Below are 14237 nucleotides of genomic sequence, written 5' to 3'. Positions count from 1 at the left end.
CGCCCCCTTCGGGCGGCGCCCGCCGTGCCGGACGGCGCGGCAGCCGGCCGCCTGAGGAAACGCCCCCGCGCGGGCGGCGACCGCTGCCGAGCGGGGTGCGTGCGCCGGTCGGCGTCGGGTGCCGACGGGACCGGCTCGGGGGCGGGTGCCGGGCGGCGGGCGCGGCGCGGTGGCCGACCGGGGCGGCTCGCGGGCGGCGGGACGTCGGGGTCCAGGTCGACGTCCCACACGGCCGCGATGAGCGCGTCGAACTCGGCGCGCACCGCCTCGACGTCCGGCACGGGGTCGGCGATCGCCGCGGCACTGGTCATGCGAGGCTCACCGCCTCAGGACTCGATCACCTTGTGCTCGCTGCGGTCGGTGCGCTCGCCGGAGATGGCGATGCGGCGCGGCTTGGCCTTCTCGGCGACGGGGATCCGCAGGGTCAGCACGCCCGCGTTGTAGTCGGCCGTGATGTGGTCGGTGTCCAGCGTGTCGCCGAGGAACAGCTGCCGCGAGAACACGCCCAGCGGGCGCTCGGAGACCTGCATCTGCACGTCGTCGCCGGAGGGCAGCGGACGGCGCTCGGCCTTGACGGTCAGCACGTTGCGCTCGACGTCGAGCTCGATGGCGTCCGGGTTCACCCCGGGCAGGTCGAAGCAGACCACGAACTCGTCACCCGCGCGGTAGGCGTCCATCGGCATCGCGGCGGGCTTGGACCACGTCCCCGTGGTGGCGCCGAAGAACTGCTGCGCCAGGCGGTCCAGGTCGCGGAACGGGTCGGTGCGCATCAACATCGGTGTTCCTCCTCCTTCTCGCCTGTGGACCTTTGTCAACACGCACCACCGTTGTAGCATGTCATCGAAACGTTGACAAGAGGGATGTCATCGGAAGGTTGACATGGACGACCCGGTGCACGGCATGAAGGCACTCCACGAGGCGGTCACCACCGCCCGCCAGGGCCTGCCCACGGACCCCTTGGCCGCCCTCCACACCCTCCGGCTGCTGCGCGACACCCTCGCCGCGTGGGAACCCGAGCTCATCGCCGCCGCCCGCCTCGACGGCACCAGCTGGGCCGCCTTGGCCCCGGCCCTCGGCGTGACCAGCAGGCAGGCCGCCGAACGCCGCTTCCTGCGCCTGCAACCCACCACGACCGGCGAGACCACCGGCGAGGCCCGCATCGACGCCCAGCGCGACCGCCGCGCCGGCGACCGGGCGGTGGCCGACTGGGCCCGCCGCAACGCCGCTACCCTGCGCAAACTGGCCAGCCACGCCGCCACCAGGCTGACCGACACCGACACGGCCGACCGCCTGGACGAGGCCCTGGCCCACCACGACCCGACGACCCTGCTGGCCCCCCTGGCCGCCGCCCACCCCCACCTCGCGGACCACCACGGCGACCTGGCCGACCAGATCGACGCCATCACCGACCACACCACGGCCCTGCGCCGCCAAGCCGGCGAACAACGCCGCCAGCGCCGAGCCTGAGGTCAGTTGGCGAGGGAGAGGGCGAGGACGGCGGCTGTGGTGGCGGCTACGGCGGCGATGGCGCCGTGGGAGACGAGCTTGCGCAGGGACACCGTGACGCCGGCGGACTGGCAGCGTTCGTACCACAGCAGGGTGGCCAAGGACGCCCACGGCGTGATGATCGGGCCGGCGTTGGTGCCGATCAGGACTGCCAGCAGGCGGGTGCGGTCGTCGGCGGGCACGGCCGCCTCACCGGTCACGTAAGCGGGCAGGTTGTTGATGGCGTTGGACAGGCCCGCGCCGGTCGCGGCGGCGTGGAGCAGGCCGGACAGGCCCTGGCCGCTGTTGACCAGGCCGTGGACCAACTGCGTCAGGCCCTGCGCGCCCAGCGCTCCCATCACCAGGAACAACCCCGGGACCAGGACCAACAGCCGCCACGGGATCAGGTGGACGCGCAGGTGGCGGCGGGAGCGGAGCGCGAAGGCCGCTACCAGCACGACCGCGCAGGCCAGGGCGGCGATCTCCAACGGGATACCCACCAGGACGCCGACGACGAACAGGACGACAGCGATCAAAGCGGTGTAGAACAGGAAGGGGTCGCTGGGGCGGTGCGCGGCGGGCAGCGGGAAGCGGCCCCCGGCGGGGCTCGCGGAGCGCCAGTACAGCAGCCACAGGCACACCGCCGTCGCCGCTACCGACGCCACCTGCGGCCACAGCATCACCTGGCCGAACTCGCCGGGCGTCAGCCCCAACCGGTCCATCGCCAGCAGGTTGGTCAGGTTGGACGCGGGCAGCAGCAGGCTCGCCGTGTTGGCCAGCCACACCGTCGTCATGGCGAACGGCACGACCTCGAGGTCCAGCTTCCGCGCGGTGGCCAGCATGACCGGGGTCAGCAGCACGGCCGTGGTGTCCAGGTTGAGCACCGCCGTGGTGAGCGAGGCGAACAGCACGCACAGCAGGAACAGCACCGCGTACCGACCCCGTGCCAGCCGCGCCAGGTGCACGGCCAGCACGTCGAACACCTCGGCCCGCGCGGTCAACTCGGCCAGCACGATCACCGCCGCCAGGAACACCAGCAGCGGCAGCACCCGCCCGAGCACCGCACCCGCCGCGTCGGCCGGCAACCAGCCCACCGCCACGCACAGCCCACCCGCCGCCAGGAGACCCAGCGCGAGCCAGTCCAGCGCTTCCAGCCGCCTCACCGGGAGCACCGCGTCGGCACCACCGGCGCACCACCCGGGCGCACGTCCACCAACGACTCCCCACGACCGTCCGCCCAGGACCGTCCCGGAGCGAGCCGCGGGGAATCGTACGTGGTCCGCTCAGGAGATCAGGACGGTGCCGCCCGCCGGTCCCAGCCCCGGCCCGACGGCCCGCGCCGCGCCCGGCGTCCGCCCCCGGCCCCAGCCGATCTTCTCCCGGTGGCTGCCCAGCAGACCGGACCGCTCCAACTCGTCGACCTCGGGCGGCTCGGGCAGGGGCCGGGTCTGGGGCGCGACGAACAACGCGTCCACCGGGCAGTTGGCCTCGCACTGGAAGCAGGTCTGGCAGTCGTCCTGCCTGCTGATCACCGGCACCCCGTCCGCGCCCCGGTCGAAGACGTTGGTGGGGCACACCTTCACGCACTTGTCGCAGGCGATGCACCGCTGCGCCGACACGAGCTCGATCACCGCGCCACCTCCGCGCGCACCCACACGTCGTCCAGACCGCCGGTGACGATCCGGTGGTGCTGGGACGGGTCCTGGTCGGGGAAGTCCAGGCGCTTGGCCATGCCCCGGGTCTCGGTGCGGGCCAGCGCGGACCGGTACATCCAGCGGGCGTGGGCGAGCATCGCCGCCGCCTGCCGCGACCGGACCACGTCGTCGTCGCGCAGGGTCTCCCGCGCGTCCAGCCAGGCGTCGTCCAGCAGCTTCACCGACCGCTCCAGCACGTCTCCGTGCCGCAGGTAGTTCTTGTCGTACGGCGCCACCTCGGCCTGCACCGCCCGCACCACGTCCCGGTGCGCCCCCGACCGGCCCGCGCGTCCGGTCGGCCGCAGTCCGGCACCACCCACCGGCCGGACCACCCGCGCCGACCGCCCGACCGAACGCGCGTGCACAGCCGCCGCCCGGCCCGCCCACGTGCCCGAGGACATCGCCCACGCCGCGTTGTGGCTGCCGCCGCCGGTGAACCCGCCGCAGATCGGCTCGCGGGTCGCCGCGTCACCCGCCGCGTACAGGCCGGGGACGGTGGTGGCGCAGTCGTCGTCCACGACCCGGATGCCGCCCGTGCCGCGCACGGTCCCCTCCAGCAGCAGCGTGACGGCGAACCGCTCGGTGAACGGGTCCACGCCCGTCCGGTCGAAGGGCAGGAAGAAGTTGGGCTGCGCCAGGCGCATCGCCCGCCGGGCGGCCTCGTCGGCGCGGTCCAACCGGCAGTACACCTTCTCCGACAACAGGGTCCGCGCGATCACCGACCGGCCCCGCGTGCTGCCCGCGCCCTCCAGCACGCTGCCGTCCTCGCGGTAGAAGGTGGCGAAGCTGTAGAACGCGGTCTTGGTGACCGACGTGCCCTCGGGCGCGATGCCGTAGGCGTTGGAGAACTCCATCCCGGACAGCTCCGCGCCCGCCTCCGCCGCGAACAACGCCCCGTCGCCGGTGTTGACGTTGCACCCCAACGCCCCGCTGAGGAACGCGCACCCGCCGGTCGCGAGCACCACCGCGCCCGCCCGGACCGTGTAGTCCTCCCGCTCCTGCCGCCGGTACCCGCTCGCACCCGCGACCGCGCCCGCCGAGTCGGTCAGCAACTCGGTCACCGGGCTGTGGTCCAGGATCCGCACCCCGGCCCGGCGCACCAGCACCCGCATCCGCCGCATGTACTCCGGCCCCTGCAACCCGTTGCGCAGCGGGGTCCCGTCCGGACCCACCGGGAACGGGTAGCGGGCGACGCGCGCCAACTCCTCGATGTTCGCGTAGGTCTGGTCCAGCACCCGTGCCATCCACCGTCGGTCGGCCAGGTACCCGCCCAAAGCCTCCCGGCTCGCCATCGCCGCTTCGCGCGCCTCGGGCTCCGGCGGCACGTACCAGACGCCCGTCCCGACCGACGCCGTCGCGCCGCTCGTGCCGCAGTACCCCTTGTCCGCCAACACGACGTCCGCGCCGGCCTGCGCCGCCTTCAGCGCCGCCCACGTGGCCGCCGGTCCCCCGCCGACGACCAGCACGTCCGCGTCCCAGGTGCTCATGAGGTCCCCTTCCACGACGTGGCCCGGCGCTCCAACGCGACGAGCACCTGGTTGAACAGCAGGCCGATGGCCGAGATCGTCACGATCCCCGCGTACATCTGCGGCACGGCGAAGTTGTACTGCGCGGAGTTGACCAGGAAGCCCAGGCCCGCCTTGGCCCCGACCATCTCCGCCGCCACCAGCACCAGGATCGACACCGCGCCCGCGAGCCGGATGCCGGTGAACACCGCGGGCACCGACGCGGGCAGGATCACCTTCTGGAACAGCCGGTGCGGCGGCAGGTCCAGCGACCGCGCCAGCCGCAGCAGCGTCGGGTCCACGTCACGGACGGCGCTGATGGTGTTGAGCAGCACCGGCCAGGTGCAGGCGTAGAACACGATGGAGATCTTCGACGTCTCGCCGATCCCCAGCAGCAGCACGAACACCGGCAGCAACGCGAGCGCGGCCGTGTTGCGGAACAGCTCCAGCAGCGGGTTGAGCAGGTCCGCCAGCCGCCGGTACCAGCCGATGAGCAGCCCCAACGGCACCGCCGTGGCCACCGCCAGGCCGAACCCGGACAGCGACCGCACCAGGCTCGCCTGCACGTGCGTGGCCAGCTGCCCGTTGGTCGCCAGCGTCCACCAGGCCGCGGCGACCTCGGAGAACGGCGGCAGGAACGTCCGGTCCACCAGACCCAGGCGCGGCGCGAGCTCCCACACCGCCAGCAGCGCCACCACGGCGACACTGCGCCGGACCACGCCCAGCAGCACCCCGGACCCCTTGCGCCGCACCGGTGGCGGTGCGGGCGGTGCGGGTGCGGGCGGTTTCTCCAGGACCACGGCGCTCATGCCGGGACCACCTCCTTTTGGGCGCGGGCGACCTCGTCGTGCAGCAACGTCCAGATCTCGTGGCGGTACCGGCCGAACTCCGGGCTGGAGCGCAGGTCCACGGTGTCCGCGCGGGCACCGAGGTCGATCGGCACGACCCGCTTGAGCCGGCCCGGCCGCGAGGTCAGCACGGCGACCCGCTGCCCGAGGTAGACGGCTTCCTCGATGCCGTGGGTGATGAACACGACCGTCTTGCCGGTGCGTTCCCAGATGCGCAGCAGCTCGTCCTGCAGCGACTCGCGGGTCTGGGCGTCCAGCGCGGCGAACGGCTCGTCCATCAGCAGCACGCCCGGGTCGTAGGCGAGGCTGCGGGCGATGGCCACGCGCTGCCGCATGCCGCCGGACAGCTCGTGCGGGTGCCGGTGCTCGAACCCGGTCAGTCCGACCAGGTCCAGGAACTCGCGCGCCCGCTCGGCGCGTTCCCGGCGCGGCACGCCGACCGCCTCCAGCCCGAACTCGACGTTGCCCTGGGCGGTGCGCCACGGCAGCAGGGCGTACTGCTGGAACACCGTGCCCCGGTCCAGGCCCGGCCCGGTGACCGGCTTGCCGTCGACCAGGATGCGGCCGGACGTGGGCGTGGTGAGGCCGCCGAGCAGGTCCAGCAGCGTGGACTTGCCGCACCCGCTCGGCCCGACGACCACGACGAACTCCCCCGCCGCCACGTCCAGGTCGATCCCGTCCAGCGCGGTCAGCTCGGTCCTGTTGCGGCGGTCCGGGAACTTCTTGGTCACGCCCCGAAGGCTGATGTGCGCGGTCATGTCAGGACCTCAGCTCGTTGAAGTCGTTGGTGTAGGCGTCGGACAGGGTCAGCGCGTCCTTGCGGACCTCGCCGCGCTCGGCGAGCCAGTCCACCCAGATGGACAGCTCCTTGTCCTGGATCAGGCCGCCCTTGCCGGCCACGCCGTAGGACTTCCAGTACTTGAGGGTGGAGATGTCCTCGTTGCGCCCGCGCCGGCCGATGATGTCGGTGAACCGGGCGATCACCTCGTCGCGCGGCGTGGTGCGCGACCACTCGATCGCCTTGGCCACCCCGGTCACGAACGTGCGGACCGTGCCGGGGTTCTGCTGGAGGAACTTCTCGGTCAGCACGTAGGTGCCCGCGGTGAACGCGCCGAGCAGCTCGAAGTCGTTGAACAGCGGCCGGATGCCGCCCGCGGCGACCGCTTTGTCCCGCAGGATGCCGCCGAGCACGGCCACGTCGATCTGCTTCTGCCGCAACGACTGCTCGGTGTTGACCGGCGGCAGGGCCAGCGCCTCGACGCCCTTGGCCTCCTCCCGGCTGATGCCGTTGCGCTGGAGGTAGATGCCGAGCATCGCCTCGGAGTGCGCGCCGAGGGTGTTCATGCCGACCTTCTTGCCGATCAGGTCGCGGGCGGAGCGGATCGGCGAGTCCTCCAGCACGTAGAACCCGTTGAAGGTGTTCTGGTCGATGCCGTAGTAGCCGATGACCGCCCGCACGGGCGCGCCCGCGCCGACCAGCTTCACCACCGCGCCGTTGAACGCGCCGCCGAAGTCGACCTGGCCGGTGGCGGCGGACTGGATGTCCTGCGGTCCGCTGGTGGTGTTGCCGACCCACTCCAGCTTCACGTCGCCGAGGTAGCCGAGGTCGGCGGCCAGCTCGGGCGGGGTCACCTGGCCCGCCCAGCCCTGGTAGCGCAGGGTTTTCGTCTCGGCGCCGCCGTTGCCGGCCGCCGTGCCGCACCCGACCGCCGCCGTGGCGAGGCCGAACAGGCTCAGGGCGAGGAAGTCCCTCCGGGAGGGGGTCATGGCAGTCCCTTGGTGTCGTTGTCGGTGGGGGTCAGACGGGCAGCGGGGCGGCGAACCGGCTGCGCGGGCGGGCCAGGCCGTAGTGCTCGCGCAGGGTCGTGCCGGTGTACTCGGTGCGGAACAGGCCGCGGCGGCGCAGCAGCGGCACCACGTGGTCGACGAACTCCTCCAGGCCGGAGGGCAGCAGCGGCGGCATGACGTTGAACCCGTCCGCCGCCTGGCCCCGGAACCACGTCTCGACGTGGTCGGCGATCGACTCGGGCGTGCCGACGACGACCTGGTGCCCGCGCCCGCCGCCCAGCCGGCGCAGCAACTGCCGCAGGGTCAGGCCCTCGCGCTCGGCCAGGTCCCGGACCAGCTCGAACCGGCTCTTCGCGCCGTTGACCCGGGTGACCGGCGGCAGCTTCGGCAGGCGCTCGTCCAGCGGGTGGTCGGTGAGGTCGATGCCGATCAGGTCGGTCAGCTGCGCCACCGCGCGGGTCGGCACGATCAGGTCGTCCAGCTCGTCGGACAGGCGCCGGGCCTCCTGCTCGGTGGACCCCAGCACCGGCACGATCCCGGGCAGCACGACGAGCTGGTCCGGCGTGCGGCCGTGGTCGGCGAGGCGGCCCTTGAGGTCCCGGTAGAACGCGACCGCCTCGGCGAAGGTCTGCTGCGCGGTGAAGACCGCTTCGGCGTGCCGGGCGGCGAAGTCCTTGCCGTCCTCGGACGACCCGGCCTGCACCAGCAGCGGGTGGCCCTGCGGGGTGCGCGTGGCGTTGAGCGGCCCGCGGACCTGGAAGAACGTGCCGCGGTGGTTGATCTCGTGCACCTTGGCGGGGTCGGCGAACACGCCGGAGGCCGGGTCCACGACGAGGGCGTCGTCCTCCCAGCTGTCCCACAGCGCGGTGACGACGTCCACGAACTCGGCGGCGCGGCGGTAGCGCTGGGCGTGCTCGGCGTTGGCGTCCCGGTTGAAGTTCTGGGCGGCGCGGTCCCCGGCGGTGGTGACGATGTTCCAGCCGGCCCGGCCGCCGCTGATGTGGTCGAGGGAGGCGAACGCGCGGGCCAGGTTGTAGGGCTCGCTGAACCCGGTGGAGGCGGTGGCGATCAACCCGATCCGGCTGGTGGCCTGGGCGACCGCGGAGAGCAGGGTCAGCGGCTCGAACCGGCTGGCGGCGCTGTGCCGGACGTCGCCGAACACCTGCACGCCGTCGGCGAGGAAGACGGAGTCGAACGCGCCCCGCTCGGCGATCTGCGCGAGGCGTTGGTAGTGCCGGACGTCCTCCACGGCGGAGGGGTCGGTGCGGGGGTGCCGCCAGGCGGCTTCGTGGTGGCCGACCCCCATCAGGAAGGCGTTCAGGTGCAACTGGCGTTCCGTCATGGACACTCCAACGTCGTTGGTCCGCAAGGGAAAGCAGCGACGTCGCCGTTCCCGTTCTCGCGAGAGCCAGGATGTTCAGCGCGGAACGGGTGGGTCAATTTTGCGACGAACGAAAAAAATTGCACTTCCACCAGGTGAGAAGGCCTTTACCGGGGGCCGCGCACACGCTCTACGACGATCACGGCGGCGGCTCCAAGCGGTGCGGGCGGGGCGGCACGCGGAGGCGGGGCGCCAGGCGCGGCAAGGCGGCGGCGGCGCGGGCGCAGCGGGGGCAAGGCGGTGCGGGCGGTGCGGGGCGGGGCGGGCTAGCGGGAGGCGAAGTGGTGGAGATGCGGGTGTTGGAGGTGGGTGGGCATGATGGGTGGGTGTTCGGTGAATGTCCAGACTGGCTTAACCCGCCGTTAACACATACGGTCGATCCGGACGGCGGGTTCGGATCCGGGTCGACAGGCGGCCCGGCGGACCCGGCGGGAGGCTGCCATGGTCGACAGGCTCGAAGGGCACGACGTCCGGGATCCGCGCGACCTGCACGCCCGGGTCGAGGTCCAGCTCGACCAAGCGGCGGAAGAGGTGACCCGCCGGTTGGCGGGCAAGGTCGCCTACCAGGTGGTCCGCGAGGCGGTCGTCGAGTCCTACCGGCAGCTCGCCGCCCGCGCCAAGGTGCACGGCTTCCTGCCGATCCTCGCCGCCCGGTCCGCCCAACAACGCCTCACGGGCACCCGGTGATCACTCGTGGTTGAGGGCGCCTGAGCGGAACACCGCCACCTGGGCGTCCGCGAAACCCGCCGCCCGGACCACCGAGGTCAGCGCCGGTCCGATGCCCGGGACGGCGACCAGGTGCGGGTCCAGCTCGACCCGGCCGACCTCGCCCAGGTCCCGCACGCGCAGGTCCCGGCTCGGGGTGCCCGCCTCCGCCAGCCACGCCCGCACCGCCACCTCCGCCCGCTCCACCCGGGCCAGCCGCGCGGGCGTGATCGACACCCCGTACCGCACGCGGCTGGCCAGGCACGGCATCGCCGGTTTGTCCCAAGTGGACAGCAGCCACCGGTGGCTCACCGCGCGCACGTCCGCCTTGGTCAACCCCAAGTCCCGCAACGGGGTGTGCACGCCGATCTCGTCGCCGGCCCGGATACCCGGTCGGAACGGGTCCACGGCGTCGTCGGCGTTCACCCCGGTCGCCACGGCGGTCAAGCCCTCCGCCCGCGCCACCGCCGTGATGGTGTCCAGCACGGTCGACTTGCAGAAGTAACAACGGTCCCGGCCGTTCGCTGCATACGAGGGGTTGTCCAGTTCCCGGGTCTCCGGGGTCAGGTGCCGCACGCCGAGATCAGCGGCGAACGTCCGGGCGTGCGAGAGCTCGGCGGCGGCGAGGCTGGCGGAGTTCGCGGTCACCGCGAGCACCCGGTCCGCACCAGTGGCACGCACGGCGGCGGCGAGCACGAGCGCGGAGTCCGCTCCCCCGGAGAACGCCACGGCGACGGGGCCGACGGACGTCAGGTGGTCCATGAGCCGCGCGGCGGCGGTACCGGCGTCCATCAGCGCTCCTCCTCCGAGGCCATGTCGAGCACCGTGCGCAGCGGCAGGCCGGTCTCGCGGGCGACGGCCACGGCGTCGTCGTACTCCGGTTTCCCGTGGTACGGCCCGTGCTTGCGCCGCACCGCCATCCCCCGCACCTCCACCACGGAGGTGGTCCGCGGCACAGCGGTCCGCTCGACGGACGTCCGCCGCACCCCCAGCGAACCGGTCTCGACCAGCATCCGCCGCGCGACGACCTCCGCGCTCTCCGGTGCCACCAACGCGTGCAGCACGTGCCCCGGCCGCCCCTTCTTCATCGTCGCCGGCGTGATCCAGCAGTCCAGCGCACCCAACTCCAACAACAGGCCCACCACGTACCCGAGCACCTCGCCGGTCACGTCGTCGAGGTTGGTCTCCAGGACCACCAGGTCCCGCACCGCCCCGTCCGGCACGTCCCCGAGCCGCACCACGGCCACATTGGGCCGGTCGGGCAGGGTCCGAGTGCCGACGCCGTACCCGGTGGCCGACATCCGCATCGCCGGCGCGGGCTCGTAGGACGCGCCGATCGCACGCAGCAGAGCGGCAGCGGTCGGGGTCACGGTCTCGCCGACCAGCGAGGTGCCCACGACCCGTGCGCCGGCCAGCAACGCCGAGGTCGCCGGCGCCGGGCACGGCAGCACCCCGTGCGCCGTCCGCACCGACCCCGACCCGATCGGCAACGCCTCGCAGTGCACGGCCTCCACGTCCAACGCGCGCAAAGCAGCGGCCACCCCGACGATGTCCACCAAGGTGTCGTGCCCACCCAGTTCGTGCAGGTGCACCCGCTCGGGATCTTCGCCGTGCAAACGCCCTTCGACCTCGGCGATGGCCCGCAAAGCAGCAACCGCGATGTCGGCCACCGCCCGGTCCCGCACCCGACCCGCCATGCCGATCAACTCCGCCGCCGTGCGACTGGTTGCGGTATCGGACACCGTCACCACCGCCCGCGACCCCGTGAGACCGTGGGTGAGCACCGACGGGACGGACAGGTCCCACCCGGTCAACCCGGTCTCCGACACCGCGGCCCGGACCGCGTCCAGTGGCGCGCCGGCGTCCACCAGGGCGGCCAGCAGCATGTCCCCCGCCAGCCCGGTGAACGGCGAGATCACGCACACCCGGCTCACGCCGTCCTCCGCCCCACCACGCGCGCGAGCCGGAACGCGGCCATCGCCGCCCCGAACCCGGAGTCGATGTTCACCACCGTGATCCCCGCCGCGCAGGACGCGTGCATCGCCAGCAACGCGGTGATCCCCTCCAGCCCGGCCCCGTACCCGGTCGAGGTCGGCACGGCCACCACCGGACAGGCGACCAGCCCCCCGATCGCACTGGCCAGCGCGCCCTCCATGCCCGCCACCACGATCACGGTGTCCGCAGTGGACAGGCGCTCCTGCTCGGCCAGCAACCGGTGCAGCCCCGCCACCCCGACGTCGGTCACCGTCGTGACGCCCAACCCCACCGCACCGGCCACGGCGGCGGCCTCCCGCGCCACGGGCAGGTCCGCCGTGCCCGCCGACGCCACGACCACCCCGAACCCGCCCGGCTCGGCCGGCCGCCACACCAGCAGCCGCGCACCGCCGTCGTACACCCCGTCCGGCACGGCGGCCAGCACGAACTCGGCCACCTCCGGCTCCACCCGCGTGACCAGCACCGGCCCGTCGTTGTGCCGCAGCAACGTCCGCACGATCCCGACGACCTGCTCCGGCGTCTTCCCGCTGCCGTACACGACCTCCGGCAGTCCCTGTCGCGCCTCGCGGTCGACATCGACCCGCGCGAAACCGAGATCCACCGCTTCCGGCGCCATGCCTCACCCCACGTACGGGATCGTCTGCGGACCCTCGGGCAGCACGCACAGCCGCGCGTCCGGTCCGGCCGCCGCGAGCGCCTCGGCGACGGTCGCCGAGACGTCGTCGGTCTGCGTCAGGTGCGCCGAAGCCAAGTCGACATCGCTGAGGTACGACGTGTGCATCACGACCCGGCACTCGGACTGGATGCGCGCCTGGATCTGCACCTGCCACTGGTCGGGCACGGTCACCTCCCGCGCGGAGATCTCCGCGAACAACGCCGCCGGCGAGTCCGCGGACGCCAGCACCTCCCGGTAGGACCCGTGGTCGGGGAACCCGTCGCGGCACTCGGCCGCGCACACGATCGTGCCGCCCGGCTTGACCACCTGGTAGGCCGCCGACATCCCCTTCACCGCCTGGTACAGGTTCTGGTCCAGCGGATAGCCCGAGTTCGTGGTGACCACGACGTCGAACCGGTGCGGCACCGGCCGCATGGCCACCTCACGGGCGGTGCGCACGGCTTCGGCGTGCATGGCGAGCAGGTCACCGCCGAACGCGGCCACGACCTGCTTGTCCTGGTTGAGCACCACGTCGAACCCGAAGGTCACGCCGGTGGCCGCCGCGATCGCGCGCACGTCGTCGTGCACCGGGTTGCCCTCGATGATCCCCCACGCCGCCCGGGGGTGGCCGATGCGCCGGGCGTCGTGCAGCACCAGCACGGTCTCCAGCGCGGCCAGGCCGGGCGCGACGAGCTTCGGCCCGCCGGAGAACCCGGCGAAGAAGTGCGGCTCGACGAACCCGGTCGTGATGCGCACGTCCGCCGCCAGCCACTCGCTGTTGAGCCACACGGGCACGCCCGCGCCCAACTCGCCCACCCAGGTCAGGCTCGCGGGGTCGCGGGCGTCGTGGTTGACGATCCGCACCGAGTCGACCACCTCGTCGCCGAACATCCGCCGCAGCTCGGCTTCGGAGTTGCCCCGGTGCGTCCCGGTCGCGACCAGCACCACCACGTCGTCCAGGTCCACCAGGCCGTCCAGCTCGGCTAGGATCGCCGGGACCATCAGCTCGCGGGGCTGCGGCCGGGTCCCGTCGCACGCGGAGATCGCCACGGTCTGGCCGCGCCGGACCCGCTCGCGCAGCGGCGGACCCGCGACCGGGGACCGCAGCGCCCGGCGCAGGACGTCCCGAGGTGGTTCGGTGGCCTGGTGGTGCCGGGGCGTGACCACCGTGGTGACGTCCGGGTCGACCCGCAGGTCCAGCCCGGTCTCGCCGTAGGCCAGCCGCACGGTCTCCATCACCGCTCCCCCAACCCGTAGACGCGGGCGGCCGTCCCGGCGAAGACCTCACCGCGCTCGGCCTCGCCCAGGCACGCGGTCAGCTGCTCGGCCGCTCCCACGACCTCGCCGTAGGACGCGGCGAGCAGGCACACCGGCCAGTCCGAGCCGAACATCAGCCGCCGCGGGCCGAACGCCTCCAGCGCCGCGTCGAAGTACGGCCACAGCTCGGCGACCGTCCACTGCGGACCGGCCTCGGTGACCAGCCCGGACACCTTCGCCACCACGTTCGGCTCGGCCGCCAGCGCCGCCACCCCGGAGGCCCACGGCTCCCACGACCGGCCCGCGATGTCCGGCTTGGACAGGTGGTCCAGCACGAACACCAGGTCCGGCACCGCCCGCACCGCCGCCACGGCCGCCGGCAGCTGGCGCGGCCGGGTCAGCAGGTCGTAGACCAGACCCGCGTCCCGCACCGCGCGCAGCCCGGCCAGGACGTCCGGGCGCACCAGCCACTCCGGGTCGGGCTCGGACTGCACCAGGTGCCGCACGCCCACCAGCCGGTCGCCGCCCGGCCCGGACCGCAGCCGGTCCAGCTGCTCGGCGACGTCGGGCGCGGTCAGGTCCACCCACCCCACGACCCCCGCGACCAGGTCGGAGTCGTCGGCCAGCGCGAGGAACTCGGCGGTTTCGGGCAGGTCGGGCAGCACCTGCACCAGCACGGTGGCGTCCACCCCGGCGGGCGTGGTCACCGCGCGCAGGTCGGCCGGCCCGAAGTCCCGGCGGATCGGGGCCACCTCCGGCCCGTCGAGCCAGTCGTGCGGACGGGCGGTGAGGTCCCAGAGGTGGTGGTGCGCGTCGATGCGGAACACCGCGCGACTGTAGCCCATCTCAGCCGTTGACGTCATACGTCATACGATTTATGTTCGTCGCACCTCGTCGGGCCCAGCCCGGCCACACCTCCGTCAG

General features: G+C 73.3%; 15 protein-coding genes. 2 read left to right on the top strand and 13 right to left on the bottom strand.

The window, feature by feature from the left end; genetic code table 11:
* Positions 1–326 precede the first annotated feature (326 nt).
* Positions 327–776 carry an Hsp20/alpha crystallin family protein gene (locus DFJ66_RS00610; protein WP_121216909.1) on the bottom strand — a complete coding sequence of 150 codons (450 nt, stop codon included), beginning with the start codon at positions 774–776 and terminating at the stop codon, positions 327–329.
* A gap of 103 nt (positions 777–879) precedes the next feature.
* On the opposite strand from DFJ66_RS00610, the gene DFJ66_RS00605 reads away from it, so the two are divergent.
* Complete coding sequence (locus tag DFJ66_RS00605) at positions 880–1467, top strand: HSP18 transcriptional regulator (RefSeq protein WP_121216907.1); 588 nt, start codon at positions 880–882, stop codon at positions 1465–1467.
* Between the two features lie 2 nt (positions 1468–1469).
* Here DFJ66_RS00605 and DFJ66_RS00600 read toward each other — a convergent pair whose 3' ends face one another.
* The 7 genes from DFJ66_RS00600 to DFJ66_RS00570 form a co-directional block, all read right to left on the bottom strand.
* Entirely contained in the window at positions 1470–2648 is a 1179-nt protein-coding gene (locus tag DFJ66_RS00600) for an SLC13 family permease (RefSeq protein WP_246029497.1), read from the bottom strand.
* A 120-nt stretch (positions 2649–2768) separates the two neighbouring features.
* Positions 2769–3116 (bottom strand): 4Fe-4S dicluster domain-containing protein, encoded by a 348-nt coding sequence (locus DFJ66_RS00595; protein WP_121230442.1) that lies wholly within the window; start codon positions 3114–3116, stop codon positions 2769–2771.
* Complete coding sequence (locus DFJ66_RS00590) at positions 3113–4666, bottom strand: FAD-dependent oxidoreductase (RefSeq protein WP_121216905.1); 1554 nt, start codon at positions 4664–4666, stop codon at positions 3113–3115. The genes DFJ66_RS00595 and DFJ66_RS00590 overlap by 4 nt, the downstream gene beginning before the upstream one ends.
* Positions 4663–5493, bottom strand: coding sequence for an ABC transporter permease (locus DFJ66_RS00585; RefSeq protein ID WP_121216903.1), 831 nt, complete (start codon positions 5491–5493; stop codon positions 4663–4665). The genes DFJ66_RS00590 and DFJ66_RS00585 overlap by 4 nt, the downstream gene beginning before the upstream one ends.
* On the bottom strand, positions 5490–6290 hold the full coding sequence (locus DFJ66_RS00580; RefSeq protein WP_121216901.1) for an ABC transporter ATP-binding protein: 801 nt from the start codon (positions 6288–6290) through the stop codon (positions 5490–5492). The genes DFJ66_RS00585 and DFJ66_RS00580 overlap by 4 nt, the downstream gene beginning before the upstream one ends.
* Position 6291: 1 nt before the next feature.
* Positions 6292–7299, bottom strand: a complete 1008-nt coding sequence (locus DFJ66_RS00575) for an ABC transporter substrate-binding protein (RefSeq protein WP_121216899.1) — start codon at positions 7297–7299, stop codon at positions 6292–6294.
* Positions 7300–7330: 31 nt separating this feature from the next.
* Positions 7331–8662 carry an LLM class flavin-dependent oxidoreductase gene (locus tag DFJ66_RS00570; protein WP_121230440.1) on the bottom strand — a complete coding sequence of 444 codons (1332 nt, stop codon included), beginning with the start codon at positions 8660–8662 and terminating at the stop codon, positions 7331–7333.
* A gap of 480 nt (positions 8663–9142) precedes the next feature.
* On the opposite strand from DFJ66_RS00570, the gene DFJ66_RS00565 reads away from it, so the two are divergent.
* Positions 9143–9388 (top strand): three-helix bundle dimerization domain-containing protein, encoded by a 246-nt coding sequence (locus DFJ66_RS00565; RefSeq protein WP_121216897.1) that lies wholly within the window; start codon positions 9143–9145, stop codon positions 9386–9388.
* On the opposite strand, the gene larE is transcribed toward DFJ66_RS00565, so the two are convergent.
* The 5 genes from larE to DFJ66_RS00540 are packed head-to-tail and all read right to left on the bottom strand — an operon-like array spanning position 9389 to position 14176.
* Positions 9389–10198 (bottom strand): ATP-dependent sacrificial sulfur transferase LarE, encoded by an 810-nt coding sequence (gene larE, locus DFJ66_RS00560; RefSeq protein ID WP_121216895.1) that lies wholly within the window; start codon positions 10196–10198, stop codon positions 9389–9391. It lies immediately after the preceding gene.
* A complete protein-coding gene (larC, locus tag DFJ66_RS00555) occupies positions 10198–11340 on the bottom strand; it encodes a nickel pincer cofactor biosynthesis protein LarC (protein ID WP_246029496.1) in 1143 nt (380 codons plus the stop codon). The genes larE and larC overlap by 1 nt, the downstream gene beginning before the upstream one ends.
* Entirely contained in the window at positions 11337–12017 is a 681-nt protein-coding gene (gene larB, locus DFJ66_RS00550; protein WP_121216893.1) for a nickel pincer cofactor biosynthesis protein LarB, read from the bottom strand. The genes larC and larB overlap by 4 nt, the downstream gene beginning before the upstream one ends.
* A gap of 3 nt (positions 12018–12020) precedes the next feature.
* Positions 12021–13292, bottom strand: coding sequence for a nickel-dependent lactate racemase (gene larA / locus DFJ66_RS00545; RefSeq protein ID WP_121216891.1), 1272 nt, complete (start codon positions 13290–13292; stop codon positions 12021–12023).
* Complete coding sequence (locus tag DFJ66_RS00540) at positions 13292–14176, bottom strand: amidohydrolase family protein (protein ID WP_246029495.1); 885 nt, start codon at positions 14174–14176, stop codon at positions 13292–13294. Before DFJ66_RS00540 ends, larA begins: the two co-directional genes overlap by 1 nt.
* Positions 14177–14237: the final 61 nt, after the last annotated feature.

Source organism: Saccharothrix variisporea, assembly GCF_003634995.1.
Classification (GTDB): domain Bacteria; phylum Actinomycetota; class Actinomycetes; order Mycobacteriales; family Pseudonocardiaceae; genus Actinosynnema; species Actinosynnema variisporeum.
The sequence above is the reverse complement of the archived record's forward strand: the minus strand, read 5'-3'. Positions and strand labels throughout refer to the sequence as shown.